This is a genomic window from Peribacillus sp. NPDC101480, assembly GCF_050277335.1.
GTDB lineage: Bacteria > Bacillota > Bacilli > Bacillales > DSM-1321 > Peribacillus.
The window spans coordinates 416,631-443,198 of the sequence record NZ_JBNNSB010000004.1; the positions used below are offsets into that span (position 1 = coordinate 416,631).

Here is a 26,568-nt window from a genome sequence, read left to right on the forward strand (position 1 = left end):
GAAAGCTGTAGCTGCCGTTCGGGAATATTGAATGGATGCTATTTTTATAGGTTCCTGAGATAAATCCTAAATTAGACCATCCATCATGATTAGCTTTCGTTCATTCTTTAAATTATCCGCACCGTTCTTCTTTCCGCAATTCTGTTTAATTATAGCATTATTTTGGACGAGTCTGAATAATCATGGAAGAAGAGCAGGTTGTTTTATGTATCGGTAAGCAGGCAGGTGTTGGATGGGTAAAGCAAAAAGCGCCTGTTGAGATGTATACAGGAGCCTATTTCATTCTATTCAAAGGGATGTGTGATACTTGATGGAGTTCAAGGAAATGAATAATCAAGAAATGGAGAAAGCGCTTCAAACAAACGTTACACACGGTTTGGACGATGATGAAGTAAAGGACAGGCTGCGAAAGCATGGCTTTAACGAATTGAAGGAAGGGGAAAAACAGTCTGCCATTCTTTTATTCTTCGCCCAATTCAAAGATTTCATGGTCATCGTTTTACTTGCCGCGACATTGGTCTCCGGGATATTGGGTGAATATATCGATGCGATTGCCATCATGGCGATTGTTTTTTTGAATGGATTACTTGGTTTTTTTCAAGAACGGAAGGCAGAAAAATCCTTGGATGCCCTAAAGGAAATGGCAGCGCCGCAAGTTAACGTGCTTCGAGGTGGACAGTGGCTGAAGATCCCATCGAAGGAAGTCGTTGTGGGGGATATCCTGAAGTTTTCGAGCGGAGACCGAATTGGTGCCGATTTACGGATCGTCGACCATTCAAGCCTTGAAATAGAAGAGTCTGCACTTACCGGAGAGTCACTCCCGGCCGTTAAATGTTCCGATCCATTGATGAATGAAGTCGAAGGTATCGGTGATCAGGAAAATATGGCTTTTATGGGAACGATGGTGACAAGAGGAAATGGAGTCGGAATCGTAACCGCTACAGGTATGAATACGGCGATGGGCAAGATTGCGGATCTCCTGCAGACTGCAGAAACAAAAGAAACACCGCTTCAGCGGAGGTTGGAGCAGTTAGGCAAAATTTTGATCGTCACGGCTTTAATATTAACTGTAATTGTAGTCCTGACTGGTGTCATTCAAGGGCATGACCTCTATACGATGTTTTTGGCCGGGGTATCATTGGCTGTTGCAGCGATTCCCGAAGGCTTGCCAGCCATTGTGACCGTAGCCTTGTCTTTAGGCGTTCAGCGTATGATTAAACAAAAAGCGATTGTCCGCAAGCTTCCTGCTGTAGAAACGCTAGGCTGCGCAACGGTGATTTGCTCAGATAAGACAGGAACACTTACCCAAAACAAAATGACGGTGACGAAGGTTTGGAGTGGAGGGAAAACTTGGGATGTCAGCGGTACTGGTTATAAACCTGTCGGAGAGTTTTCTTTAGAGGGAGTTTCAGTTGCCCCGAGAAACCATAATGCATTGCTGCAAATAATTACATTCGGCATGCTCTGTAACAAAGCTGAGTTAAAGGAGAATGGTAAACAATATATTTTAGACGGTGATCCGACAGAAGGGGCGATGTTGGTCGCGGCAATGAAAGCAGGGTTGACAAGGGAACACCTGTCTAAGGGGTTTACGATAGTGAAGGAGTTTCCATTTGACTCGAGCCGCAAAATGATGAGTGTCATAGTGAAGGATGATAAGGATAATCATTTTGTAATTGCAAAAGGGGCCCCTGACGTATTGATCGCCCAGTCCGATACGATTCTTTGGGAAGGCAGGTCGGAAATATTAAATCGGGAGAGTAAGGAAAGGGTACAGCAGGATATGAATGAGCTTGCCTCACAGGCACTTCGAATGATTGCCGTTGGATATAAATCCCTTCCGAAAGGAACGATTTTGCTTCATGAAACGGAAGCTGAGCGCAATTTGACCTTCATGGGGCTGCAGGGCATGATCGATCCCCCGCGTCCGGAGGTGAAGCAGGCTGTTAAGGAATGCAGGGATGCCGGGATCAAAACTGTCATGATTACTGGCGACCATGTAATAACCGCAAAGGCAATAGCTAAAGAACTTGGTATTTTAAAAGGAAAAGACCGTGTACTTGAAGGACGGCAATTGGCGGACATGGATGTCGGGGAACTTGAGGAAGTTGTTGAAAGTGTTTCGGTATTTGCCCGCGTTTCCCCGGAACATAAGTTGAAAATCGTAAAAGCCTTGCAAAATAAAGGACATGTCGTTGCAATGACAGGGGATGGAGTCAATGATGCCCCTGCAATAAAATCAGCGGATATTGGTATATCCATGGGCATCACGGGTACTGATGTCGCGAAGGAAGCTTCTTCCTTGATATTGGTTGATGATAATTTTGCCACAATTAAATCGGCCATCAAAGAAGGCAGGAATATTTATGAAAACATCAGGAAGTTCATCCGTTATCTGCTTGCTTCCAATGTGGGGGAGATCTTGGTCATGTTTTTTGCGATGCTATGTGCATTGCCTTTACCTTTGATACCAATCCAGATCTTATTCGTGAACCTTGTGACTGACGGACTGCCCGCAATGGCGTTGGGTCTGGATGCCGCCGAAGAAGATGTAATGAAAAGAAATCCAAGAAATGCCAATGAAGGTGTTTTTGGAAGAGGGCTTGGCTGGAAGATCATTTCACGCGGTTTTCTGATCGGGGTTTCTACATTGATCGCATTTTATGTTGTATATCGTGCAAATCCCGAAAACCTTGCATATGCACAAACGATTGCGTTCGCTACCTTGGTATTGGCTCAGCTTATACATGTATTCGATTGCCGAAGTGAACGTTCGATCTTCTCGAGAAATCCATTCGGTAACCTTTATCTAGTGGGGGCGGTATTATCCTCCCTATTATTGATGGTAGCCGTCATGTATGTGCAGCCTTTACAAACAATCTTTCATACGGTACCGATTTCGGGAAGGGATTGGCTATTAGTAATAGGAATGGCATCCATTCCAACTTTTTTACTGGCTGGAACCTTTTTAGCAAGAAAAGCACAATGATATATGATATAATCTTTAAGGTGGTAGAGTCTTGCTCTATTGCCTTTTTATTTTTGTAGTATTTTATTTGTGAGCTAAAGTTTTCGTGCTGTAGCTAATATATAATGAATATTAAAGGCTAAATTACTACATTATGTTTGATAGGATGTGGAACCATGGTTACCAGTATGACGGGCTATGGAAGAGAAGAAGCGGAAAACGAACAGGTCAAGGTTTTTGCTGAAATTAAGACCGTGAACCATCGTTTTTGTGAATATACGATTCGAATGCCGCGCCAGCTTTTGGTTTTGGAAGAAAAGGTGAAGAAGAAGGCGAACCAATACATAAGAAGGGGACGGGTGGAAATCTTCATTACAGTTGAAGGTGAGAGCCTGGTTTCCAAAAAGGTGAAGATCGATTGGGATCTTGCTGATCAGTATGTGGGGTTGATGGAAGAAGTCAAGGGAAAATACAATCTGGAAAGTTCCATTACATTACAGGATATGCTGCAACTTGAATCGATTTTCATAACGGAGGAAGTACCTGCGGTTCCTGCCGATTTGGAATCCCTGTTATTGAAGGCTGTCACGGGGGCATTGGAAAATCTGAAAACAATGCGGAATCTGGAAGGTCAGGAACTGGCTTTGGACATGAAACGCCAGCTTGAAAAGTTTGGTGAGATTGTAGCAGGGGTCAAAATGCATGCACCTTCAGTCGTCGAAAAATATAAAGCCCGCTTGGAAATCAAACTGGCAGAGTTGACTGAAGGATTGATCGAAGATAGCCGCATTGTGACAGAAGCGGCCATTTTTGCAGATAAATGTGATATAAATGAAGAACTGACCAGACTCGATAGCCATGTACAGCAATTTTCAAGGACGCTTACCCATAGTGAACCAATTGGAAGGAAACTCGACTTCCTTGTCCAGGAAATGAATAGGGAAGTCAATACGATTGGATCAAAGGCAAATGATTCGGCCATTACCAAAGAAGTGGTGGAAATGAAAAGTCTGCTTGAAAAATTAAAAGAACAGGTTCAAAATATCGAGTAGTCGGTTTATGATGAACCTAACAAGGTGACAATAGGTATGAATGGGGGACAAAAATGTCAATTAAGCTCATTAATATTGGTTTTGGGAATATCGTTTCCGCAAACCGGATCGTATCCATCGTGAGCCCTGAATCGGCTCCGATCAAAAGGATCATCCAAGATGCCCGAGACCGCGGATCCTTAATAGATGCTACATATGGTAGAAGGACTAGGGCCGTTATAATTACAGACAGCGACCATGTTATCTTATCTGCCGTTCAACCGGAAACGGTTGCCGCACGGCTTCAAGATAGAGATGACAGCGTAGAAGAGGGGTAACTGAAACAATATGAGAGAAAAAGGTTTATTAATCGTTTTGTCCGGTCCATCCGGTGTTGGTAAAGGAACTGTAAGAAAGGCGATTTTTTCTCAGCCAGGAACGGCATTCGAATATTCGATTTCGATGACCACACGGCTGCCTCGCCATGGTGAAGTGGACGGAGTGGATTATTTCTTCAAAAAACGCGAGGAATTCGAAGCACTGATCGAGGAAGGCAAATTGCTGGAATATGCTGAGTTCGTCGGTAATTATTATGGAACACCCGTGGATTATGTCCGTGAAACAATCGATTCCGGAAAAGATGTATTTCTGGAAATTGAAGTTCAAGGAGCTAAACAGGTCCGGGAGAAATTCCCTGAAGGACTTTTCATTTTCCTTGCTCCTCCGAGTTTGACCGAACTCGAAAGCCGCATCGTTACTCGCGGAACCGAGACGGAGGAAGCGATAAAAGGACGGATGAAAGTGGCCAAGGAAGAAATAGAACTTATGGATCTGTATGATTATGTTGTTGAAAATGATCATGTGGATGCCGCATGTGCTAGAATTAATGCAATTGTAATAGCCGAGCATTGCCGTCGGGAAAGAGTTGCTGTTTTATATAAAAAAATGCTGGAGGCGGAATAAATTATGTTATATCCATCAATTGATTCTCTATTACTTAAAATCGATTCAAAATACTCACTTGTATCAGTGGCAGCTAAGCGTGCCAGGGAAATGCAAATTAAAGATAATTGCCTCATAACGAAACCGGTTTCCCATAAATCAGTAGGTCGTGCCCTTGAAGAGATTCATTCCGGTAAATTGACTTACGATAATTCTTACGAGGAAAACTAAAAGAACACATAGCTTGACCTATCGGGCCTGACACCCTAAAGCAAACAGGAGCGTTACATTTGGAAAGTGCTTCCTTCCTGCGGCCAAGGTGTCAGGCCTGTTTGTTTTGGTTTTAATAAAGTCCGGAAGTCATTGATGAAGCAGGCAGAGGTATGGAATGTTTAGGAAGATCCATATGTTATTGCGCATTTCAAATGAAATTTCTTCGGTTTTCCGTCATAATTAGAAGAAAATAGAATGTATAGTTAGGGGAAATTTGCATGCTTATCGATAAAAAAGTACTTCTTTGTGTCACCGGCGGGATTGCTGTATATAAGGCTGCTGCCCTGACAAGTAAATTAACTCAGGAAGGTGCACATGTTAAAGTGATCATGAGTGAATCGGCACGTGAATTTGTGACGCCGCTCACCTTTCAAGCACTTTCAAGAAATGATGTGTATACAGATACTTTTGATGAGAAGGATTCATCAGTCATTGCCCACATCGACTTGGCTGATTGGGCTGATATCATCCTGTTGGCTCCAGCTACAGCCAATGTCATCGGAAAGGTAGCCAATGGAATCGCGGATGATATGATTACGACCACACTTCTGGCAACGGAAGCGCCTGTCTGGGTTGCGCCGGCAATGAACGTGCACATGTACGCCCACCCAGCGGTTCAGAAAAATATGGAGACACTTCGTTCGTTTGGATATCAATTCATTGAACCGGGTGAAGGGTATTTGGCCTGCGGCTATGTAGGGAAAGGGCGATTGGAGGAACCGGAAACAATCGTGGAACATCTTAATCGATATATCGATGAACGTAAATCACACCAACAGCCTCTTAAAGGAAAGAAATATTTGATAACGGCAGGACCGACTCGCGAAGCAATCGATCCCGTGCGTTACGTAACGAATCATTCCAGCGGCAAAATGGGCTATGCCCTAGCCGAAAAGGCAATTGAAATGGGCGCTGAGGTGACATTGATCACTGGCCCAGTGAACTTGACACCGCCCTCCAAGGCCAAAGTGATACCAGTGGTATCAGCAGCAGATATGTATGATGCGGTATTCGATCAGTTCGATTCCAGTGACGTCGTAATCATGACCGCTGCAGTGGCTGACTATAAACCGAAGATTTATCATGATCAAAAGATGAAAAAGCAGCCAGGGGAAAATGTGATGGAATTTGAACGGACAAAGGATATCCTCATGGAACTCGGTGAAAATAAAACTCATCAGTTCTTGGTAGGCTTTGCGGCTGAAACGAACAATGTTGAAGAATACGCAAGAGGGAAATTAGCCAAAAAGAATGCAGATATGATCGTTGCCAATAATGTTACCGCCCCAGGGGCAGGATTTGGAACGGATACGAACATCGTGACTATTTACAATAAAGATGGAAGTGCGACCGAACTTCCAAAAATGAGTAAAGCGGATATAGCTAAAAGCATCCTGGCAGAAGTATCTCGCATGCAAAAGGAATGATGTCATATGGATATAGCATCCGTCATCGTGGATGTACCTGCTAAACAAACGGATCGAGAATTCGACTATCGCATACCTGAAAAGTGGAGCCAAGTCATCAAACCCGGAATGCGGGTCATCGTCCCGTTCGGTCCAAGAATGGTTCAGGGATTCGTCACAGGCTTAAAAGCTAAAAGCGACTTTGCGAAATTACGCAATATAAAAGAACCAATGGATTTGGAGCCCATCCTTAATGATGAATTGCTTCAGCTGGGTGACTGGTTGACCAAAGAGGCGATGTGTTTTAAAATTTCAGCGCTGCAGGCCATGCTTCCGGCAGCGATGAAAGCAAAGTATGAAAAAGTGATCAAAGTCGTTGAAGATAAAAAGGATCAGCTGCCTCCATTCATTCAAAACCTTTTCGGGAAAAATGATTCAATATCTTGGAAAGACGTGATTGAAGGGGAGAACGCTTCACTTTTCCAAAAGGAAATGCAAAATGGCAATCTTGAGCTCGTATATAATGTGAAAAACCGACTTAATAAGAAGACAGTCCGTGTCATAAAATCTTTACTTTCCCCTGAGGAACTGAAAGAAATGGCATCAGCCATGTCAAGCAATGCAAAAAAACAACAGGAACTCCTTCAATACTTTATTGAACATCAAGAACCCATTCCGTTAAAAGAATTGCTTGAATTGATGAACACATCAAGCGGTACCGTCAAATCCCTAGTGTCAAAAGGGGCCTTGGCGGAAATGGATCAAGAAATATACCGTGATCCTTATGAAAACCGTGTTTTCGAAAAATCCACTCCCTTTACACTTACAGCTGAACAAACAACTGCGTTGAAGCCTATCCAAGAGAAAATATATCATGATGAACATGATGTTTTCCTTTTATATGGTGTAACCGGAAGCGGGAAGACGGAAGTGTATCTACAGGCTATTGCATCTGTCATTGAAAAAGGGAAGGAAGCCATCATGCTTGTACCTGAAATCTCCTTAACTCCACAGACGGTGAAGAGGTTTAAGGAAAGGTTTGGGGAGCAGGTAGCTGTCATGCATAGCGGTTTATCCGTAGGTGAAAAATATGATGAATGGCGGAAAATTCACCGTAAAGAAGTAAAAGTGGTGGTGGGCGCGCGCTCCGCCGTGTTTGCTCCTTTTGAAAACCTGGGGCTGGTCATCATTGATGAAGAGCATGAATCCAGCTATAAGCAAGAAGAAACGCCAAGGTACCACGCCAGGGACGTAGCCATTGAAAGAGCAAAATCATATAGGTGTCCGGTTATTCTTGGCAGCGCGACACCTACACTTGAATCTTTTGCGCGAGCCAAGAAAAATGTCTATAAATTATTGACACTTAGCCAGAGGATGAATAAAAGTGCGTTGCCAGCAGTGGATATTGTAGATATGCGAGAAGAACTAAGAACCGGAAATCGTTCCATGTTTTCGGAGCTGCTCTTTACCAAGCTGAAAGACCGGCTTGAGAAGGGGGAGCAAACAGTTCTGATGTTAAATAAAAGGGGACATTCTTCCTTTGTGATGTGCCGAAGCTGCGGATTGGTCATCAACTGCCCTAATTGTGACATTTCACTCACATATCATCGCTTTAATGATATAATGAAATGCCATTATTGCGGTTTTGAAGAGGGAATGCCTTCCGCATGCCCTGAATGTGAAAGTGAACATATAAGGTTCTTCGGTACAGGCACTCAAAAGGTTGAAGAAGAGCTTGCGAAAATTCTCCCTGAAGCACGGGTCATACGGATGGATGTTGACACGACGAGTAAGAAGGGTTCACATGAGCGGTTACTGAATGCCTTTGGTGAAGGGAAGGCCGATATATTGTTAGGCACCCAAATGATTGCCAAGGGCCTTGATTTTCCTAATATCACCCTTGTTGGAGTCCTTTCAGCTGATACGATGCTGCATCTGCCTGATTTCCGTTCTTCGGAAAAGACATTCCAGCTGCTGACACAGGTCAGCGGAAGGGCAGGACGTCATCAGCTTCCGGGAGAAGTGGTCATCCAAACCTATACACCTGAGCACTACAGCATCGAGCTTTCTGCCTTTCAGGATTATGATGCTTTTTATGAACGGGAGATGCATCTAAGGAGGCAAAGTCATTACCCTCCGTATTATTATGTTGTCCTTATTACCGTTTCACATGAAGATTTAATGAAGACAGTGAGTGTCACTGAGAAGATCACGAATTATTTAGGCTCACGATTGAATCGGGATTCTATCGTACTAGGTCCGGTTGCTTCCCCCATTAGTCGAATCAACAATAGATATCGCTACCAATGTCTGATAAAATACAAACGAGAGCCGGACCTGAATCAGCATTTACGCACACTTTTGGAGCATTACCAAAAAGAAACCGCTCAGAATCAGCTGCAGATTTCAATAGATTTAAATCCACAGATCATGATGTAATTGTTTAAGAGATGGATGATTACCGCGAGCTGTCACAGCTTGCGTTTTTATATAATGAAGTGCTGTTTTTCATATCTAGGAGGTTACCATTAATTTTGGCTATTTTACCGATTGTCTTGTTTCCTGAAAAAATTTTACAACAAAAATGCGATAAAGTAACAAGTTTTGATAAAAAGTTGGCAAAGCTGTTAAATAACATGTATGAAACGATGGTGGAGGCGGATGGCGTTGGACTTGCAGCACCTCAGGTTGGCGTGAAAAAGCAAGTGGCCGTCGTTGAAATAGAGGAAGGATCAGGTGCAATCGAACTGATTAATCCGGAAGTGCTGGAAATGGAAGGCGAACAGACAGGTGTTGAAGGATGCTTGAGCTTCCCGAGTTTATATGGCGAAGTAACGCGTCCATACCGTGTCAAAGTCCGGGCACAAGACCGAAAAGGATCTTTTTTCGAGATAGAAGCGGAAGATTTCCTTGCAAGGGCCCTTCAGCACGAAATCGACCATCTGCAAGGAGTTTTATTTACAAGTAAGGTTTCCCGGTATATTTCGGAAGAAGAGTTAGAAAGGTATGGAGAAGAATGACGAAAATAATATTTATGGGTACACCGGACTTTTCAGTGCCGGTATTGAAAAGAATCATTGATGAAGGGTATGATGTGATCGCTGTTGTCACACAGCCCGATCGTCCAGTAGGCCGCAAAAAAGTGCTGACGCCGCCTCCAGTTAAGGTCGAAGCCGAAAAGCATGGGATTCCCGTTTATCAACCCGAAAAAATCCGTGAAAAAGAAGAACTGGAAAAGATTATCTCCTTGAATGCTGACTTGGTGGTGACGGCGGCTTTCGGACAAATCCTTCCGAATGAATTGCTGGATGCCCCTAAGTACGGATGTATTAATGTACATGCCTCCCTGCTTCCAGAACTGCGTGGTGGGGCGCCCATTCATTATTCCATTTTACAGGGGAAAGAAAAGACTGGGATAACCATCATGTATATGGCGGAAAAATTGGATGCCGGTGATATATTGACTCAGGCGGAAGTTGCTATCGAAGAACAAGATAATGTCGGAACGCTGCATGATAAATTAAGCAAGATAGGGTCGGATTTACTTGCAGAGACACTTCCGAAACTTATTAATGAGGAGTTACAGCCGATCAAGCAGGATGAGGCTAGAGCGTCTTTTGCACCTAACATCAAGCGGTCAGAGGAAAGAATCGACTGGTCGAAATCAGGAGAAGACATCTATAACCATGTACGCGGCCTGAATCCTTGGCCTGTTGCTTATACAACTTTAGAAGGGTCCATTTTGAAGATTTGGCAGGTAAAGAAACTGGAAGATGGCAATCAGGCTGCGCCGGGCACGGTCATTGATGTACAAAATGATGGTTTCATCGTTTCGACAGGCAATGAGACGGCAATACTGGTTACAGAACTGCAGCCTTCAGGAAAGAAAAAAATGCCGGCGAAAGATTACTTGCGCGGAGCCGGATCGTTCATTAAAGCAGGCATGAAGTTAGGAGAACAGAATGAAGCAAACTAAAAAGGGAGTACGTGAAATCGCTCTCGATATTTTGGAATCTGTAGAGAAAAACCAATCCTACAGTAACCTATTATTGAACAACTTGATTAAAAAGCACCAGTTATCCGTCGTGGACAGCGGTTTGCTTACAGAAATAAGTTACGGTACCATACAGCGTAAGATGACTTTGGATTATTATTTGAGCCCATATATTAAACAGCCTAAAAAAACGCAAAGCTGGGTCATCAATTTACTTAGGCTTTCCGTTTATCAAATGGTCTATTTAGATAAAGTGCCTGATCATGCAATCATTTTCGAGGCTGTCGAAATTTCCAAAAAACGCGGACACAAGGGTACATCTTCGATGGTCAATGGCGTCCTCCGAAACATCCAAAGGAATGGTGTTCCTTCTTTAGATGAAATTAAAGATGATCTGGAACGGCTTTCCATAGAAGTAAGTCATCCAATTTGGCTTGTAAAGCGTTGGGTAGAGCAATTTGGCTATGAAAAAACCAAGGAAATGTGTGAAATCAATTTAACTGCACCATTACAGACGGGTCGGGTTAATTTAAAAAAGATTTCACGCCGTGAACTGATCAGCATATTAACGGAAGAAGGATATGATGTTGAAGTAAGTGAAGTCATTCCCGAAGCAATTGTCAGCTATAAAGGGAATCTTGCTCATTCGGAAAGCTATAAATTGGGTTATTTATCGATTCAGGACGAGAGTTCAATGCTTGTTGCCCATGCATTGGGTGCGAATGAAAATGATGCTGTACTCGATTGCTGTGCCGCACCTGGAGGGAAAACGACCCATATCGCAGAAGGCTTGACCACTGGACAAGTATATGCTCTTGACCTTCATGAGCATAAGGTCAAGCTCATTAAAGAGCAGGCGGAGCGCCTAAAGCTCAGAAACAATATTAAGACAATGGCCCTTGATAGCAGAAAAGTGCAAGAACACTTCAATAAGGAAGGTTTTGACAGGGTCCTGATCGATGCACCATGTTCCGGGTTGGGAGTCATGCGCCGGAAGCCTGATGTAAAGTACACTAAAACAAAAGATGATATAATGAAACTCTCAAGTATACAAAAACAATTATTGGAATCGGCTGCCCCGCTTGTAAAGCAAGGCGGACGGTTAGTATATAGTACCTGTACGGTGGATAAAGAAGAAAATGACAAAGTCGCTGCAGCATTTTTGGAAAGCCACCCGGATTTTGAAAGCGATGCAACCTTGTCCGCAAGAATGCCTGAAAGCGTTCAGCCATTCATCGAGGGTCATACGCTGCAAGTTTTTCCGCAATATTTTAGCAGTGACGGATTCTTTATTGCGAGTTTTAGAAAGAAGGTGCTGTAATGGCAGAAATCACTAAATCATCTAGAGTAAGAAAAGATACGACACCAGAAAAACCATCGATTTACTCATTGGAGCTACACCAAATTAAAGATTGGCTTGTTCAAAATGGAGAAAAGGCATTCCGGGCCGATCAAGTATATGACTGGCTTTATAAAAAACGTGTCTCCAGTTTTGAAGATATGTCCAACCTTTCGAAATCATTACGGGATAAGCTGGAAGCGCAATTCACCTTCACAACTTTGAAAACCTTGATTCAGCAAACGTCCAATGACGGAACGATGAAGTTTTTATTTGAACTCCAAGATGGTTATTCGATAGAAACGGTGCTGATGCGCCATGAATACGGAAACTCCATTTGCGTGACAACGCAGGTAGGATGTAGAATTGGCTGTACATTCTGTGCGTCGACATTAGGCGGTTTAAAGCGGAATCTTGAATCAGGGGAAATAGTTGCCCAAGTCGTAAAAGTTCAGCAAGCACTTGACGAATCGGAAGAACGTGTTAGTTCTGTCGTAATCATGGGTATAGGTGAACCGTTTGATAACTACGATAATATGATGTCATTCTTGAAGAATATAAACCATGAAAAGGGCTTAAACATCGGGGCACGTCATATTACCGTTTCCACAAGTGGGATCATTCCTAAGATCTATAAGTTTGCCGAAGAAAGCATGCAAATAAACTTTGCTGTTTCCCTTCATGCGCCGAATACGGAATTGAGAAGTAAATTGATGCCGATCAATAAGGCCTACAAACTTCCAGACTTGATCGAAGCAATCAAGTACTATACAGAAAAAACAGGTCGCCGTGTAAGTTTTGAATATGGTCTATTCGGTGGCGAGAATGATACAGTGGAGCACGCTGAAGAATTAGCAGCTTTAATAAAAGGGATAAAATGCCATGTCAACTTAATACCGGTTAACTATGTGCCTGAACGCAACTATGTACGAACACCTCGGGACCAAATTTTTGAGTTTGAAAAAACATTGAAGAAGCGCGGCATTAATGTAACGATCCGAAGGGAACAAGGCAGTGATATTGACGCAGCCTGCGGCCAGCTTCGGGCCAAGGAGCGCAAAGAAGAGACGAGGTGACCCTATGAGGGCAATATTTAAGACAGACCGTGGAAAAGTCCGCCAGCATAATGAAGATAATGGCGGAATCTTTAAGAACTCGGAAGGCGTACGCCTTGCCATCGTTGCAGATGGCATGGGCGGCCACCGCGCCGGGGATGTAGCCAGTGCAATGACGATAGACCTTCTGAAAAAGGGCTGGGAAGCATCAACCGGAATCGAAACGGCAAATGAGGCCGAGGATTGGCTGAAGCAGCAAATCTTCTCGGTCAATCAGTTGCTTTTTGAACATGCAGAAGCGAATACGGAATGTAAGGGCATGGGTACCACCATTGTTGCAGCCATTTGCACCGACAAGTTTGCTACGATTGCCAACATCGGGGACAGCCGGTGTTATTTGTATAATGAGAGCGGTTTTAAGCAGGTCACGGAAGATCATTCACTCGTTAACGAATTGGTCCGTTCCGGTCAGATTTCGAAGGAAGATGCCGAAAACCATCCACGGAAAAATGTTTTATTACGAGCCTTGGGGACAGAAATGCAAGTGGAAATGGACATTATGACGGTCATCTTCGAAGAAAATGATTTACTGTTGCTTTGCTCGGATGGATTGACGAATAAAGTGAGTGAACAGGAACTGGAAGAAACGGTAACCAATGGACAGTCACTTGAAGAAAAGGCGAATTCATTAATAGATAAGGCCAATCACTATGGTGGGGAAGATAATATCACACTTGTGCTTGTTCAATTTACTGAAGAAAGTGAAAGCAGGTGAATTGAATGTTGATTGGTAGAAGAATCAACGGCCGTTATAAGCTGCTCGAGATGGTTGGCGGCGGCGGTATGGCGAATGTTTACCTTGCAAGGGATATGATCTTAGATAGGGATGTCGCATTGAAAATCCTTCGCATGGATTTTAATAATGACGAAGAGTTCATCAAGCGCTTCAATCGGGAAGCCCAATCGGCAACCAGTTTGGCCCATCCCAATATCGTAAGCATTTATGATGTTGGTGAAGAAGATTCCATCTATTATATTGTAATGGAATACGTTGACGGATTTACACTTAAGCAATACATACAAAAATATTATCCAATTCCAGTTGATGAGGCCTTGGATATCATGAGGCAAATTACGGCAGCGATTTCCCATGCCCATCATAATGGGATCATTCATCGTGATATCAAGCCACAGAACATTTTGATTGATAAAGAAGGAACCGTCAAGATTACGGACTTCGGCATAGCATTGGCACTAAGTGCAACAAACATAACGCAGACCAACGCAGTCTTGGGGTCGGTTCATTATTTATCTCCTGAACAGGCCAGAGGCGGTATGGCAAATAAGAAGTCGGACATTTATTCACTTGGCATCGTCATGTTTGAATTGTTGACGGGAAGATTGCCATTTTCGGGTGAATCAGCCGTGTCGATTGCTCTTAAACATTTACAATCGGAAACTCCGTCGCCAAAACGCTGGAACTCTGAAATACCCCAGAGTGTGGAAAATATTATCTTGAAAGCGACAGCCAAAGATTCATATTACCGCTATGAAAGCGTAGACTCGATGGAAGATGATATACGGACGTCGCTTAATCCTGAGCGTTCAAATGAACTGCCTTTTGCCATTCCCGAAGATCATGATGCAACAAAAGCCATCCCCGTCATAACGGACGATCAGCTTTCCAGCGTCGATGAGACAATTATAAGGGGTCCTGAAAAAAACACTTTAGTTTATGTGGATGATGAGGAAACTGATTCTGAAGCAGAGAGTAAATCGAAAAAGAAACAGAAGAAACAAAAGAAACAGAAAAAACAAAAAAACAAGTCGGATCATAAAGGTAAAAAACGAAGAAACATGCCTGCAATCCTGGTGACCACCTTTTTAGTTCTCGCCCTGCTTGCTGTTTTATCTGTCTTTGTTGTACCCCCCCTCCTTGTCTCGAAGGAAGTGACGATCCCAGACCTTAAAGGGGAAGAATTGGATGATGCCATTACTGAATTGCTTGAATTGGATTTGAAAGTTGGAGATACGATCGAGATTGAAGATGAAGAGGTTGAAGCTGGTCTTGTGATCAAAACCAACCCTAAGGAAGGTAAGACGGTCAAGGAAGGTGCAGTCATCGATATTTATCAAAGCATTGGTAAAGAGACGATTTCATTGTCAAGCTATGAAGGTCGAGACTACTCTGATGTTAAATCCCTGCTTGAGAAAATGGGATTCAAAAACATAAGCGTGACCGAAAAATATGATGACAGTGCAGCCGGCACGATCATTGAACAAACGCCCTCGGGTGCCACTGAGGTCGTACCATCCGAAACGGAGCTTGAGCTAACGGTCAGTAAAGGGGCAGATCTCCTGAGCTTGAAGAACTTAACTGGGTTCAATAAAGCTGGTCTGGATGATTATTCCAGTGAAAGTGGTATAAAGATCGATGTCGAAGAAGAAATCTATGATGATTCCGTAGCGGAGGGGCTTGTCATTTCCCAGTCACCGGAACCTGCTACGAAGGTGGAAAAGGGCAGTACTGTGAAAGTGGTCATTTCAAAAGGGAAAGAGGAGATTCCTCCCAAGAGTGTAACGGAGGAAATCAAAATCGAGTATGATCCTGTTGAGCCAGGCAAATCACAAAAAATACAAATTTTCATCGAGGATATCGACAATAGCATGACGGAGCCACAAGAAACATTCTATATATTGCAAGATGCGAAGAGAACGATCGAATTAATGGTTACCCCAGATAAGAAAGCAGGATATAAAGTCATGCGGGACAATCAGGTCATCATTGACGAATCCGTCTCATATCCAGAATAATTTTATTAATTAGGAGTGTGGTTATGCCCGAAGGAAAAATTATCAAAGCATTAAGTGGATTTTATTATGTCCTTGATGGTGATGAGGTCTATCAATGCCGTGGAAGGGGCCTGTTCAGGAAGAATAAGGTAACCCCGCTCGTGGGTGATTATGTTGTTTTTGAAGCGGAAAATAAAACGGACGGGACCGTGACCGAAATAAAACCGCGAAAGAATGAATTGATACGTCCGCAAATCTCGAATGTAGACCAGGCAATCCTTGTCTTTTCGGCAGTAGAACCTGATTTCAGTCCGGCATTGCTTGATCGATTCCTCGTACTGATTGAAGATAACGAAATTGAACCGATTATCGTGGTGACGAAACTGGACTTGGTTACAGCTGAAAACCAAAAGAAATTGTCTCAGTATATCAAAGACTATCAGAAACTTGGCTATACTGTCCTGGAAACATCTTCTGTTACCGCTGGAGGAATTGAAGAACTAGTGCCGTATTTAGAAGGAAAAACCAGTGTATTTGCCGGGCAGTCAGGTGTTGGGAAATCGTCTTTGCTGAATGCAATCAATCCTGAATTGGCTTTAAAGACGGATGATATTTCTTCACACTTGGGACGTGGGAAGCATACCACCCGCCACGTTGAATTGATTCATATCGGCTCTGGACTTGTCGCGGATACTCCAGGGTTCAGTTCACTTGAATTCATGGAAATGGAAGCTGAAAGGTTATCCTATTGCTTCCCGGAAATGCATAAGCATGGGGAAGACTGTAAATTCAGGGCCTGCCTGCACGATAAAGAACCAAAGTGTGCAGTGAAGGAAGCGGTTGATGCCGGGGAAATTCCACGTTATCGATATGAACATTATATGCAATTCCTAGAAGAAATCAGAGATAGAAAGCCGAGGTATTAAAATGGTTAAAATCGCACCATCCATTTTATCAGCTGACTTTGCAAAATTGGGAGAAGAAATTCTTGATGTGGAAAGGGGCGGAGCGGATTTAATCCATGTAGATGTCATGGATGGGCATTTCGTGCCGAATATAACGATAGGCTCACTAATTGTCGATGCTATCCGTCCCATAACAAAGCTTCCGCTTGATGTTCATTTAATGATCGAACAACCAGATCGTTATATCGAAGCCTTTGCGAAAGCAGGAGCCGATTATATAACTGTTCATGTAGAGGCATGCACACACTTGCATCGGACGATCCAATTGATTAAATCTTTTGGTGTAAAGGCAGGCGTGGTGCTTAATCCAGCCACTCCAGCTTCATTGATCCAACCTATAATCGAAGATATTGACATGGTATTGTTGATGACGGTCAATCCTGGTTTTGGCGGACAAAAGTTCATTAAATCCGTTCTTCCCAAAATTGCCGAAGTGAAGGCGATGGCGGAAATGTATAATCAAAATCTGGAAATAGAGATTGATGGTGGAGTAAATGAAGAAACGGCTAAATTATGTATTGAACAAGGGGCGACAATCCTTGTGGCTGGCTCGGCAATATATAATCAAGAAGATCGAAAAGCAGCGATTCAAAAGATTCGGGGAAAGTGATATAAGCCGACACTATCATATTCGTATGATGGTGATCGGCTTTTTTTATCAATCAAACATAGGGATCTTTGATATGAATATGTAAAGAAAAGGATGATTTCGATGATTATTAGTATTATGGCTGGAGGTCCGGAATGTTTTTGGCCGGATCTGACATGGTATAAGGAGAAGACTGACCTTTGGGTCGGGGTTGACAGGGGAGTATGGTCTTTGCTTGAAAAAGGTATCGAACCTAGATTCGGTTTTGGGGATTTTGATTCAGTTTCGGAAGGTGAATACAGGAAAATTGAGCAAAGGCTGGAACAAATCAATCTATATTCTTCGGAAAAGGATGAAACGGATTTAGAGATCGCATTTAAATGGGCAATAGGGCAAAAGCCAAGTGAAATTCACATTCTGGGCGCAACAGGGGGAAGAATGGACCATTTTCTTGGGAATATCCAGCTGCTCCAAAAAGAAAGTGTCCTCCCTCATCATGGCGATATGGATATATACATAGTCGATCGGCAAAATATATTCACGGTAAAGACAGCAGGTTCATATGAGGTCACTGCTTTAAAAGATAAGAAATACTTGTCATTGCTCCCCGTAACGGCTGAAGTCACCGGCATTACACTTTCGGGTTTCAAATACCCGCTGGATGATGCAAGCTTGGAAATAGGTTCGACGCTTTGCATCAGCAATGAACTAATTTCCGAATCTGGGAATGTTTCATTTGAGAAAGGCATATTAATGGTGATAAGAAGCAGTGATTAAAATTCATGCTTAGAGCAGATTCGGATATAATTACGATCATCCTATATCCGCTTAAAAGCTTATGTTGTAATAGAAAAATTCCACTTCATCTTTAATTGTGGGATGCAAAGAGGAGGGGCATGATGAAATTTTATACGATTAAATTGCCAAAAGTTCTGGGCAGTTTGGTAAGGGCTATGCTCGGAGCGTTTAAAAAAGGCTGATACTTATCTCCATGACACCTCTCAAATTAAGGGAGGTGTTATTTTTTCGGTAAAAAGGGGCGGCCATCCATTAATGGGTGAAGGCCCCCTCCTTGATGCAGGAAAGACCTGATCAACGAATTGAAACCATCCCCATTAAATACTGGCCATTACAAGTAAAAAGGCATCCTAAGAGGATGCCGTAACATTATACGCGTTCTACTTTGCCCGATTTAAGAGCTCTTGCAGAAACGTATACACGTTTAGGTTTACCGTCAACTAAAATACGTACTTTTTGAAGGTTAGCGCCCCATGTACGCTTGCTAGCGTTCATTGCGTGAGAGCGGCTGTTACCAGAACGAGTTCTTCTTCCAGTGATTACACATTTACGTGCCATGTCAAATTCCCTCCTAACTACAACAAGCTTAAGTTTTTCGCAGTCGTCTTAAGTCTTTGTAAAATACTTTAATAATTTATCATACCTACCGTTAGAATGCAATACTTCAGTTAATTACTTTCAAGAAAAAAACCTTGACATACATACTTCAAAATTGAATTATATATAGTACCGTAAGACATTTACTTTTAAAACCATAGACATTATAGTAAAATGTCTTTAGTTGATTTGATTTTTGGGAGGGAAAAGAAAATGTCTATCGAATTACAAACGAAGTATGGACAAATTGATATCTCTAATGAGGTTATCGCTACTGTAGCAGGCGGCGCAGCCGTGGATTGCTACGGAATTATAGGAATGTCTTCCAAAAAACAATTTAAAGACGGCATTGCCGAAATTTTAAGAAAAGAAAACTTTACTAAAGGTGTAATTGTCCGACAAGAAGAGGAAGAAGTTCATATCGATATGTATATTATCGTAAGTTATGGAACGAAAATCTCGGAAGTTGCACATAATGTGCAATCAAAGGTAAAGTACACCCTGGACAAAACTGTAGGATTAGCTGTTGATTCCGTCAACATTTTTGTACAGGGAGTTCGTGTGACGAACCCTTAAGTATAGGAGGAAAGTTTTGTGTCAATTACAAGTTTGAACGGAAAGCGCTTTGCAGAAATGATCATTCAAGGTGCCAACCATTTAGCGGCTAATGCCCAAATGGTTGATGCGTTGAATGTTTTCCCTGTTCCAGATGGGGATACAGGAACGAATATGAATTTATCGATGACTTCGGGTGCGAAGGAAGTGCAAAATAACGTCCAGGAACACATCGGGAAAGTGGGTGCCTCACTTTCAAGAGGACTGCTAATGGGAGCACGCGGCAATTCGGGAGTTATCCTTTCGCAACTGTTCCGCGGTTTTGCTAAAGCGATTGAACATAAATCGGAAATAAATAGTGAAGAATTTGCCCAAGCTTTTGAAGCGGGGGTTCAGACAGCTTATAAAGCCGTTATGAAACCTGTTGAAGGAACCATTTTAACGGTTGCAAAAGATGCAGCCAAGCAAGCGGTTTCATCAGCAGCAAAGCATATAGACCTTATTCAGGTGATGGAAGAAATCGTTACGGAGGCCAATGCTTCATTAAAACGTACACCGGATCTTCTTCCAGTCTTAAAAGAAGTGGGAGTCGTTGATAGCGGCGGGCAAGGGTTGGTATTCGTTTATGAAGGTTTCCTTGCTGAGCTGAAAGGTGAGGCACTTCCAGTCCGACCTGCAAATGGCCCAAGCATGGATGACATGATCAATGCCGAACATCACATGAATGTTCAAGGGCATATGAACACGGAAGATATCGTGTATGGCTACTGCACGGAATTCATGGTCCGATTGGAAAATGAAAAACTTGTCAATAAATCATTTGATGAAGAAAAATTTAGAAATGATTTAAGTGAATACGGAGATTCTTTATTAGTCATATCAGATGATGAAGTCGTCAAGGTACATATTCACTCTGAACAGCCTGGCACGTGCCTGAATTATGGACAGCAATATGGTAGCTTAATAAAAATGAAAATCGATAATATGCGTGAACAGCATACTGCGATTGTAGGTGAGACGAAAACACCGCTTCAAACTAAACCGTCGACCAAAGAGAAGTACGCTGTAGTGTCAGTGGCGATGGGTGCTGGCATCAGCGAATTATTCAAAAGCATCGGCGCTAAGTCCGTCATCGAAGGCGGACAAACGATGAATCCTAGCACGGAGGATATCGTTAAAGCTGTCGAAGAGGCATATGCAGATCATGTGATCATCTTGCCTAACAATAAAAATATCATCATGGCGGCCAATCAGGCTGCAGATGTACTTGGGGATCATGTGACTGTCATCCCAACGAAAACAGTACCACAGGGAATGGCTGCATTGCTGGCTTTCAACCCTTCACTTGATGCTGAAGAGAATAAAAAAGCGATGATCGAAGCCCTTTCGCATGTGAAAACGGGCCAGATTACTTATGCTGTCCGAGATACCAACATTGATGGTCTTGCAATCGAGACCGGGGACTTCATGGGAATTGCTGAAGGCACCATCAAAGTGAAGGATAAAGACATGACCCAAGCGGCAAAAGATCTTCTTTCCGATATGATTGACGAAGATTCAGAAATCCTTACCATTTTATATGGAGAAGATGCCACTGCTGAAAATGTCGAAAGTCTTGTTGCGTTTTGTAATGAGAATTTCGAAGACGTTGAAGTTGAAGTGCATAATGGGAAACAACCTTTATATTCTTTCATTTTTTCAATTGAATAAGTAGAGATCAATGAAAATGAGGGAGACTTAATCGTCACAATGTTTGAGGGTCCTGAAAAAAATAAAAGGCAATAAACTGCATATGTCATTAGGCTATGCAGTTTTATTTTTTATGAAAAGAAGGATTACGGACAGCTTAATTGTAATTACAATGTATCACGCTTTATTATTAAACTGACTCCCAGTGTATAGAAGGAGGAGCAAGTCATGAAATTTAGAAGTGTATTCGATATAATTGGTCCTGTTATGATCGGCCCCTCTAGTTCCCATACAGCAGGAGCTGCAAGGATTGGCAGGGTTGCCAGGAATTTATTCGACCGGGAACCAAAATGGGCCCACATTTCTTTTTACGGATCATTTGCCAAAACCTATAAAGGCCATGGAACGGATGTAGCTATTGTAGGAGGCTTACTTGATTTTGATACATTTGATGAGAGAATCAAAGAATCGCTGGAAATAGCCCGTAAAAAAAAGATGAAAATTACTTTTCGGGAAGAAGAAGCCGTACCGGAGCATCCCAATACAGCAAAAATAACGGTTGGTGATGATGATGGTGAACTGGAACTTGTCGGAATATCGATAGGCGGGGGAAAAATCGAAATCGTCGAACTGAACGGGTTTAAATTGAGGCTCTCCGGGCACAACCCTGCCATACTCGTCGTTCATGATGATCGGTTCGGTGCCATCGCAAATGTTTCAAACATTTTAGCCAAGCATCAAATCAATATTGGCCAGATGGAAGTCTCCCGAAAAGAAAAAGGGAAGATGGCCTTGATGACGATTGAAGTGGACCAAAACTTGGAGGATCACGTCATCGCTGAAATTACAGCACTCCCCGACATCACTCAAGTAGCGAGGATTGTGGATTAATAGGGCAATCGTTTCCACTTAGGAAGGAGAAGAAATCATGTTTCGTAATGTAGCGGAATTAGTAGAATTAGCTGAATCAAAGCAAAAAAAAATTTCAACGCTGATGATAGAACAGGAAATGGAAGTAACGGGAAAAAGCCGTGAAGAAATCATCCGCCAGATGGGAGTCAACCTGGATGTAATGGAACAGGCAGTTGAAAAAGGACTTCAAGGTGTCCGGTCCGTTTCCGGCCTGACGGGAGGGGATGCAGTCCTTCTTCAGACATACATTAAATCAGGAAATTCCTTATCCGGTGAACTGCTGCTGGATGCGGTAAGCAAAGCGGTGGCAACAAACGAAGTGAACGCAGCCATGGGAACGATTTGTGCGACACCTACTGCCGGATCTGCCGGTGTTGTGCCTGGGACCCTTTTTGCTTTGCAAAATAAGTTAAAGCCGAATCGGGAACAGAAAATTGAGTTTCTATTTACAGCAGGGGCGTTTGGTTTTGTTGTAGCGAATAATGCTTCTATCTCAGGAGCCGCAGGAGGCTGTCAGGCTGAAGTCGGTTCTGCTTCGGGCATGGCGGCGGCAGCCATCGTTGAAATGGCAGGAGGGACACCTGCACAAAGTGCAGAAGCGATGGCAATCACATTAAAGAACATGCTTGGCCTTGTGTGTGACCCTGTTGCTGGGCTTGTGGAGGTGCCTTGTGTGAAGCGTAATGCCATGGGGGCAGCCAATGCTATGGTTGCCGCAGATATGGCGCTAGCGGGGATCACAAGCCGCATACCGTGTGATGAAGTGATTGATGCGATGTACAAAATCGGGCAAACGATGCCATCGGCTCTTAGGGAAACTGCACAAGGAGGTTTAGCGGCTACACCGACTGGACGGGAGTTGGAAGCCAAAATCTTTGGCTTGCCGCTGAATAAGAAGTGAGTCCCGCTTTACAGGAACCCATAACAGCAGTAAAGGGCATTGGGGCCGAAACGGCGGCAACTTTGGGGGAAATGGAGATCCATACCGTCGCGGATCTCCTTGAACACCTCCCATATCGCTATGAAGATTACCGATTGAGGGATTTAGAAACGGTCGAGCATGATGAGCGGGTTACCATAGAAGGCAAAGTTCATACGGTGCCTACATTAGGGTACTTCGGAAAGAAAAAATCCAGGCTTACGATTAAAGTGTTAACTGGGAGATATTTAATAAATGTGATTTTTTTTAACCAGCCATATCTGAAGCCGAAGCTTGCGATAGGCGAAACCGTAACGGTAACAGGAAAGTGGGATCGTCATCGCCAAACCATTACAGGCTCGGAATGCCACGTTGGCGATCGTAGCCGGGAGAAAGAGTTCGAACCGGTATACTCTGTGAAGGGCAGCATTACTGTCAAAGGGCTCCGCCGTTTTATCTCCAATGCATTTTCTGAATATGGGGCAATGATAGAAGAAAATCTGCCTCCGCAATTATTGTCCGCATACAAGCTGATGTCGCGTAACGACGCTCTTCGTACCATGCATTTCCCTCAATCGGCCAATGAGGTGAAAAAGGCTCGCCGCCGTTTTGTGTATGAAGAATTTTTATTGTTTCAACTTAAAATGCAGGCACTTCGTAAAGTGCAGCGGGAGCAGTCAAAAGGAATTGGCCAGGAGTTTGACATGGAGCAGCTGGAAGCCTTTGTTGGAACTCTCCCTTTTCCTTTGACGAACGCTCAGAATAGGGTCGTCGAGGAAATAATGAATGACATGAAATCCCCCTACAGGATGAATCGCCTGCTTCAAGGGGATGTCGGGTCTGGAAAAACGGTGGTTGCCGCGATATGCCTGAAGGCGACGATTACAGCAGGTTTCCAAGGTGCATTAATGGTCCCGACGGAAATCTTGGCTGAGCAGCATACTCAATCGCTAAAGGCGATGTTGGAACCAAGTGGAGTGAAGGTCGCATTGTTGACAAGTTCGGTAAAAGGCAAAAAGCGCAAGGAACTATTGCAAATGCTGGAATCCGGGGAGCTAGATCTTTTGATAGGAACACATGCATTGATACAGGATGAAGTGAATTTTCGGAATCTCGGACTTGTCATAACGGATGAACAACATCGTTTCGGTGTGGAGCAGCGCCGGATCCTTCGTGAAAAGGGTACAAATCCAGATGTACTTTTCATGACGGCTACCCCGATTCCGCGAACGCTTGCAATTACAGTGTTTGGGGAAATGGACGTCTCGACGATCGATGAAATGCCTGCCGGGCGTAAAGCAATAGAAACCTATTGGGCAAAACACCAAATGCTTGATCGGATCTTAACATTCGTCGAAAAGGAACTAAAGAAAGGGAGACAGGCTTACGTTATCTGTCCATTGATTGAGGAGTCGGAGAAACTCGATTCTTTACAGAATGTTCTCGATGTTCATGCAATGCTGACTCAATACTTTGCGAACAGGTACAAAGTTGGACTTATGCATGGCCGGCTGCCCGCGGATGAAAAAGACGAAGTGATGCAGCAGTTTAGTGCCAATGAAGCTCAAATCCTTGTTTCCACGACGGTTGTCGAGGTTGGGGTGAATGTTCCAAATGCAACGGTAATGGTCATTTATGATGCGGAGCGCTTTGGGCTTTCACAGTTGCATCAGTTGCGCGGAAGGGTTGGACGGGGAAGCGATCAGTCCTTTTGCATCCTGCTGGCTGATCCGAAAACGGAAGTCGGCAAAGAACGGATGAAAATCATGACCGAGACAAACGATGGATTCGCCCTTTCCGAAAAAGATTTGGAACTACGCGGCCCCGGGGACTTCTTCGGTAAAAAACAAAGCGGCCTTCCCGAGTTCAAGGTAGCCGACATGGTCCATGATTACAGGACTTTGGAAGTGGCAAGGGAAGATGCTGCAAAATTGATTGCCTCCCAAAGCTTTTGGCATTCCCCTGAGTATGCACCGCTGCGGAACTATTTAGCGGGAACGGGAGTATTCACGGGAGAAAAGCTGGACTGAACTGAATCAAAAACCCAATAGCAGATTGTGAGATTTTACTCAATATCTTGCAATCTGTTTTTAAAATATATATACTACTATTAGTACCTAGTCATAATACTACGGATGGTGACCTTCAAATGCGAAGAAATAAGAAGGAACGCCAGCAATTATTAATCGAAACGATTAAACAGAATCCTTTTGTAACGGATGAGGAGCTGGCTGAAAAATATTCGGTGAGCGTCCAGACCATTAGGCTTGACCGTCTTGAATTATCGATACCGGAACTGCGTGAACGTATTAAAAGCGTGGCCGAGAAAAAATTCAGTGACGAAATCAGGGCATTGCCTTTGGATGAAATCATCGGGGAAGTAATTGATCTTAATTTAGATGACAATGCAATTTCTATTTTGGATATAAATAAGGAGCATGTCTTTAAGCGGAATGGAATTGCGAGGGGACATCACCTTTTTGCCCAAGCAAATTCATTGGCTGTAGCAGTCATAAATGATGAATTGGCATTAACTGCGAAAGCATCCATTTTATTTACTCGTTCTGTAAAGGAAAATGAAAGAGTGGTAGCTAAAGCTAGGGTTAAAAACGTGGACCACACCAACGATCGTTCCGTGGTGGAGGTTAGAAGCTACGTGGGTAATGAACTGGTTTTTAAAGGCGAGTTCGAAATGTATCGCTCTTAACTTGCTAGTAAAGGATGAAAGAAAATGAAGATAACGATAGATGCAATGGGTGGCGATAATGCTCCCAAGGCACAGGTTTTGGGAGCGATGAAAGCTGTCGAGGCTTTTTCCGATGTGGAAATCACCTTGATAGGCAATGAATCGGAGATTAACCAATACTTAGTGAAACATGGCCGTATAAAGGTTATACATACTGATGAAAAAATATTAAGCACCGATGAACCTGTTCGTGCGGTTCGCCGCAAGAAAAGCGCCTCGATGGTCTTGGCTGCACAGCAAGTGGCTGACGGAGAATCGGATGCATGCATTTCTTCAGGCAATACAGGGGCGCTAATGGCTGCAGGCTTGTTTGTGGTCGGAAGGATAGAAGGCATTGAGCGTCCGGCGTTGGCTCCAACCCTTCCGACAATCGATGGCAAAGGTTTTGTACTACTGGATGTAGGCGCGAACTCCGATGCGAAACCGGAGCATCTCCTTCAATTCGCCATAATGGGGTCTGTGTATGCTCAAAAAGTGCGGGGAATCGAAAAGCCCCGTGTCGGATTACTTAATATCGGAACAGAAGAAAAAAAAGGGAATGAACTGACTAAGCATGCCTTTACATTACTGCAGCAATCATCGGAGATATCCTTTATAGGAAATGTAGAGGCAAGGGACCTCCTAAGCGGGCCGGCAGATGTTGTCGTGACCGACGGCTTCACGGGAAATATGGTGTTGAAGACGCTTGAAGGTACTGCTATGGGTGTATTTAAAATGGTGAAAGCGGCCTTGATGAGCAACCTAAAGAGTAAGCTGGCTGCAGCAATGGTAAAGCCTGAACTAAAAGGCATAAAAAATAAAATGGATTACTCGGAGTATGGCGGTGCCGGCCTCTTCGGTTTGAAGGCCCCTGTCATTAAGGCTCATGGTTCTTCAGATGCGAATGCAGTCTATAATGCAATACGCCAGACTCGCGATATGGTTGGAAATGACGTCATATCGACAATTGCGGAGACGATAGAAAAACAATAATAAATCATAGAGGCAGGGGAGTAAC

The 26,568-nt window shown here is 43.4% G+C and carries 26 protein-coding genes; 25 read left to right on the forward strand and 1 reads right to left on the reverse strand.

Features of this window, described 5'->3' with window-relative positions:
• The first annotated feature begins 182 nt into the window (after window positions 1–182).
• From ACQKMF_RS16350 to spoVM, 18 genes are all read left to right on the forward strand, one after another.
• The gene (locus tag ACQKMF_RS16350; RefSeq protein WP_260357047.1) at window positions 183–311 is read left to right on the forward strand and encodes a hypothetical protein; all 129 of its coding nucleotides are present in this window, start codon (window positions 183–185) and stop codon (window positions 309–311) included.
• Window positions 311–2,989: a calcium-translocating P-type ATPase, SERCA-type gene (locus ACQKMF_RS16355; protein ID WP_427574178.1), complete on the forward strand. Its 2,679-nt coding sequence runs from the start codon at window positions 311–313 to the stop codon at window positions 2,987–2,989. The genes ACQKMF_RS16350 and ACQKMF_RS16355 overlap by 1 nt, the downstream gene beginning before the upstream one ends.
• A gap of 155 nt (window positions 2,990–3,144) precedes the next feature.
• Window positions 3,145–4,020 carry a YicC/YloC family endoribonuclease gene (locus ACQKMF_RS16360; protein WP_101224606.1) on the forward strand — a complete coding sequence of 292 codons (876 nt, stop codon included), beginning with the start codon at window positions 3,145–3,147 and terminating at the stop codon, window positions 4,018–4,020.
• A gap of 53 nt (window positions 4,021–4,073) precedes the next feature.
• Window positions 4,074–4,337 carry an extracellular matrix/biofilm regulator RemA gene (gene remA / locus ACQKMF_RS16365; RefSeq protein WP_034313813.1) on the forward strand — a complete coding sequence of 88 codons (264 nt, stop codon included), beginning with the start codon at window positions 4,074–4,076 and terminating at the stop codon, window positions 4,335–4,337.
• A 10-nt stretch (window positions 4,338–4,347) separates the two neighbouring features.
• On the forward strand, window positions 4,348–4,962 hold the full coding sequence (gene gmk / locus ACQKMF_RS16370; protein WP_034313809.1) for a guanylate kinase: 615 nt from the start codon (window positions 4,348–4,350) through the stop codon (window positions 4,960–4,962).
• Between the two features lie 3 nt (window positions 4,963–4,965).
• Window positions 4,966–5,172, forward strand: coding sequence for a DNA-directed RNA polymerase subunit omega (gene rpoZ / locus ACQKMF_RS16375; protein ID WP_101224607.1), 207 nt, complete (start codon window positions 4,966–4,968; stop codon window positions 5,170–5,172).
• Window positions 5,173–5,432: 260 nt separating this feature from the next.
• Window positions 5,433–6,641 (forward strand): bifunctional phosphopantothenoylcysteine decarboxylase/phosphopantothenate--cysteine ligase CoaBC, encoded by a 1,209-nt coding sequence (coaBC, locus tag ACQKMF_RS16380; protein WP_427574061.1) that lies wholly within the window; start codon window positions 5,433–5,435, stop codon window positions 6,639–6,641.
• 6 nt (window positions 6,642–6,647) lie between these two features.
• The gene (gene priA, locus ACQKMF_RS16385; protein ID WP_427574063.1) at window positions 6,648–9,059 is read left to right on the forward strand and encodes a primosomal protein N'; all 2,412 of its coding nucleotides are present in this window, start codon (window positions 6,648–6,650) and stop codon (window positions 9,057–9,059) included.
• A 95-nt stretch (window positions 9,060–9,154) separates the two neighbouring features.
• Window positions 9,155–9,640, forward strand: a complete 486-nt coding sequence (def, locus tag ACQKMF_RS16390; protein WP_101224610.1) for a peptide deformylase — start codon at window positions 9,155–9,157, stop codon at window positions 9,638–9,640.
• On the forward strand, window positions 9,637–10,596 hold the full coding sequence (fmt, locus tag ACQKMF_RS16395) for a methionyl-tRNA formyltransferase (RefSeq protein WP_427574065.1): 960 nt from the start codon (window positions 9,637–9,639) through the stop codon (window positions 10,594–10,596). Before def ends, fmt begins: the two co-directional genes overlap by 4 nt.
• Window positions 10,583–11,935: a 16S rRNA (cytosine(967)-C(5))-methyltransferase RsmB gene (gene rsmB / locus ACQKMF_RS16400; protein WP_427574067.1), complete on the forward strand. Its 1,353-nt coding sequence runs from the start codon at window positions 10,583–10,585 to the stop codon at window positions 11,933–11,935. Before fmt ends, rsmB begins: the two co-directional genes overlap by 14 nt.
• The gene (gene rlmN, locus ACQKMF_RS16405) at window positions 11,935–13,029 is read left to right on the forward strand and encodes a 23S rRNA (adenine(2503)-C(2))-methyltransferase RlmN (protein WP_101224613.1); all 1,095 of its coding nucleotides are present in this window, start codon (window positions 11,935–11,937) and stop codon (window positions 13,027–13,029) included. The genes rsmB and rlmN overlap by 1 nt, the downstream gene beginning before the upstream one ends.
• A gap of 4 nt (window positions 13,030–13,033) precedes the next feature.
• A complete protein-coding gene (locus tag ACQKMF_RS16410) occupies window positions 13,034–13,783 on the forward strand; it encodes a Stp1/IreP family PP2C-type Ser/Thr phosphatase (RefSeq protein WP_402941771.1) in 750 nt (249 codons plus the stop codon).
• Window positions 13,784–13,788: 5 nt separating this feature from the next.
• Entirely contained in the window at window positions 13,789–15,822 is a 2,034-nt protein-coding gene (pknB, locus tag ACQKMF_RS16415) for a Stk1 family PASTA domain-containing Ser/Thr kinase (RefSeq protein ID WP_427574069.1), read from the forward strand.
• 23 nt (window positions 15,823–15,845) lie between these two features.
• Entirely contained in the window at window positions 15,846–16,727 is an 882-nt protein-coding gene (gene rsgA / locus ACQKMF_RS16420) for a ribosome small subunit-dependent GTPase A (RefSeq protein WP_427574071.1), read from the forward strand.
• 1 nt (window position 16,728) lies between these two features.
• Window positions 16,729–17,376, forward strand: coding sequence for a ribulose-phosphate 3-epimerase (gene rpe / locus ACQKMF_RS16425; RefSeq protein ID WP_427574073.1), 648 nt, complete (start codon window positions 16,729–16,731; stop codon window positions 17,374–17,376).
• A gap of 102 nt (window positions 17,377–17,478) precedes the next feature.
• Window positions 17,479–18,132 carry a thiamine diphosphokinase gene (locus ACQKMF_RS16430; protein WP_427574075.1) on the forward strand — a complete coding sequence of 218 codons (654 nt, stop codon included), beginning with the start codon at window positions 17,479–17,481 and terminating at the stop codon, window positions 18,130–18,132.
• Window positions 18,133–18,254: 122 nt separating this feature from the next.
• Window positions 18,255–18,335 carry a stage V sporulation protein SpoVM gene (gene spoVM, locus ACQKMF_RS16435; RefSeq protein ID WP_034313769.1) on the forward strand — a complete coding sequence of 27 codons (81 nt, stop codon included), beginning with the start codon at window positions 18,255–18,257 and terminating at the stop codon, window positions 18,333–18,335.
• Between the two features lie 187 nt (window positions 18,336–18,522).
• Here spoVM and rpmB read toward each other — a convergent pair whose 3' ends face one another.
• Complete coding sequence (gene rpmB / locus ACQKMF_RS16440; RefSeq protein WP_034313767.1) at window positions 18,523–18,711, reverse strand: 50S ribosomal protein L28; 189 nt, start codon at window positions 18,709–18,711, stop codon at window positions 18,523–18,525.
• A 252-nt stretch (window positions 18,712–18,963) separates the two neighbouring features.
• On the opposite strand from rpmB, the gene ACQKMF_RS16445 reads away from it, so the two are divergent.
• From ACQKMF_RS16445 to plsX, 7 genes are all read left to right on the forward strand, one after another.
• The gene (locus tag ACQKMF_RS16445) at window positions 18,964–19,326 is read left to right on the forward strand and encodes an Asp23/Gls24 family envelope stress response protein (protein WP_034313762.1); all 363 of its coding nucleotides are present in this window, start codon (window positions 18,964–18,966) and stop codon (window positions 19,324–19,326) included.
• Window positions 19,327–19,344: 18 nt separating this feature from the next.
• Window positions 19,345–21,015 (forward strand): DAK2 domain-containing protein, encoded by a 1,671-nt coding sequence (locus tag ACQKMF_RS16450; RefSeq protein WP_230177530.1) that lies wholly within the window; start codon window positions 19,345–19,347, stop codon window positions 21,013–21,015.
• Between the two features lie 207 nt (window positions 21,016–21,222).
• Complete coding sequence (gene sdaAB, locus ACQKMF_RS16455; protein WP_101224620.1) at window positions 21,223–21,885, forward strand: L-serine ammonia-lyase, iron-sulfur-dependent subunit beta; 663 nt, start codon at window positions 21,223–21,225, stop codon at window positions 21,883–21,885.
• A gap of 37 nt (window positions 21,886–21,922) precedes the next feature.
• A complete protein-coding gene (gene sdaAA / locus ACQKMF_RS16460) occupies window positions 21,923–22,807 on the forward strand; it encodes an L-serine ammonia-lyase, iron-sulfur-dependent, subunit alpha (RefSeq protein ID WP_101224621.1) in 885 nt (294 codons plus the stop codon).
• On the forward strand, window positions 22,804–24,855 hold the full coding sequence (gene recG / locus ACQKMF_RS16465; RefSeq protein ID WP_427574077.1) for an ATP-dependent DNA helicase RecG: 2,052 nt from the start codon (window positions 22,804–22,806) through the stop codon (window positions 24,853–24,855). Before sdaAA ends, recG begins: the two co-directional genes overlap by 4 nt.
• Window positions 24,856–24,974: 119 nt before the next feature.
• The gene (gene fapR / locus ACQKMF_RS16470) at window positions 24,975–25,532 is read left to right on the forward strand and encodes a transcription factor FapR (RefSeq protein WP_034313744.1); all 558 of its coding nucleotides are present in this window, start codon (window positions 24,975–24,977) and stop codon (window positions 25,530–25,532) included.
• 24 nt (window positions 25,533–25,556) lie between these two features.
• Entirely contained in the window at window positions 25,557–26,543 is a 987-nt protein-coding gene (plsX, locus tag ACQKMF_RS16475; protein ID WP_427574079.1) for a phosphate acyltransferase PlsX, read from the forward strand.
• The last annotated feature ends 25 nt before the right edge of the window (window positions 26,544–26,568 follow it).

What these genes read in the sequence shown, in the direction of transcription:
- rsmB (WP_427574067.1), top strand. Translation starts at nt 10,583, where the DNA reads ATGAAGCAAACTAAAAAGGGAGTACGTGAAATCGCTCTCGATATTTTG.
- rsgA (WP_427574071.1), top strand. Translation starts at nt 15,846, where the DNA reads ATGCCCGAAGGAAAAATTATCAAAGCATTAAGTGGATTTTATTATGTC.
- ACQKMF_RS16355 (WP_427574178.1), top strand. Translation starts at nt 311, where the DNA reads ATGGAGTTCAAGGAAATGAATAATCAAGAAATGGAGAAAGCGCTTCAA.
- plsX (WP_427574079.1), top strand. Translation starts at nt 25,557, where the DNA reads ATGAAGATAACGATAGATGCAATGGGTGGCGATAATGCTCCCAAGGCA.
- ACQKMF_RS16350 (WP_260357047.1), top strand. Translation starts at nt 183, where the DNA reads ATGGAAGAAGAGCAGGTTGTTTTATGTATCGGTAAGCAGGCAGGTGTT.
- gmk (WP_034313809.1), top strand. Translation starts at nt 4,348, where the DNA reads ATGAGAGAAAAAGGTTTATTAATCGTTTTGTCCGGTCCATCCGGTGTT.
- coaBC (WP_427574061.1), top strand. Translation starts at nt 5,433, where the DNA reads ATGCTTATCGATAAAAAAGTACTTCTTTGTGTCACCGGCGGGATTGCT.
- rpmB (WP_034313767.1), bottom strand. Translation starts at nt 18,711, where the DNA reads ATGGCACGTAAATGTGTAATCACTGGAAGAAGAACTCGTTCTGGTAAC.
- rpoZ (WP_101224607.1), top strand. Translation starts at nt 4,966, where the DNA reads ATGTTATATCCATCAATTGATTCTCTATTACTTAAAATCGATTCAAAA.
- ACQKMF_RS16445 (WP_034313762.1), top strand. Translation starts at nt 18,964, where the DNA reads ATGTCTATCGAATTACAAACGAAGTATGGACAAATTGATATCTCTAAT.
- rlmN (WP_101224613.1), top strand. Translation starts at nt 11,935, where the DNA reads ATGGCAGAAATCACTAAATCATCTAGAGTAAGAAAAGATACGACACCA.
- fmt (WP_427574065.1), top strand. Translation starts at nt 9,637, where the DNA reads ATGACGAAAATAATATTTATGGGTACACCGGACTTTTCAGTGCCGGTA.
- sdaAB (WP_101224620.1), top strand. Translation starts at nt 21,223, where the DNA reads ATGAAATTTAGAAGTGTATTCGATATAATTGGTCCTGTTATGATCGGC.
- sdaAA (WP_101224621.1), top strand. Translation starts at nt 21,923, where the DNA reads ATGTTTCGTAATGTAGCGGAATTAGTAGAATTAGCTGAATCAAAGCAA.
- ACQKMF_RS16410 (WP_402941771.1), top strand. Translation starts at nt 13,034, where the DNA reads ATGAGGGCAATATTTAAGACAGACCGTGGAAAAGTCCGCCAGCATAAT.
- remA (WP_034313813.1), top strand. Translation starts at nt 4,074, where the DNA reads ATGTCAATTAAGCTCATTAATATTGGTTTTGGGAATATCGTTTCCGCA.
- pknB (WP_427574069.1), top strand. Translation starts at nt 13,789, where the DNA reads ATGTTGATTGGTAGAAGAATCAACGGCCGTTATAAGCTGCTCGAGATG.
- rpe (WP_427574073.1), top strand. Translation starts at nt 16,729, where the DNA reads ATGGTTAAAATCGCACCATCCATTTTATCAGCTGACTTTGCAAAATTG.
- fapR (WP_034313744.1), top strand. Translation starts at nt 24,975, where the DNA reads ATGCGAAGAAATAAGAAGGAACGCCAGCAATTATTAATCGAAACGATT.
- priA (WP_427574063.1), top strand. Translation starts at nt 6,648, where the DNA reads ATGGATATAGCATCCGTCATCGTGGATGTACCTGCTAAACAAACGGAT.
- ACQKMF_RS16360 (WP_101224606.1), top strand. Translation starts at nt 3,145, where the DNA reads ATGGTTACCAGTATGACGGGCTATGGAAGAGAAGAAGCGGAAAACGAA.
- ACQKMF_RS16430 (WP_427574075.1), top strand. Translation starts at nt 17,479, where the DNA reads ATGATTATTAGTATTATGGCTGGAGGTCCGGAATGTTTTTGGCCGGAT.
- spoVM (WP_034313769.1), top strand. Translation starts at nt 18,255, where the DNA reads ATGAAATTTTATACGATTAAATTGCCAAAAGTTCTGGGCAGTTTGGTA.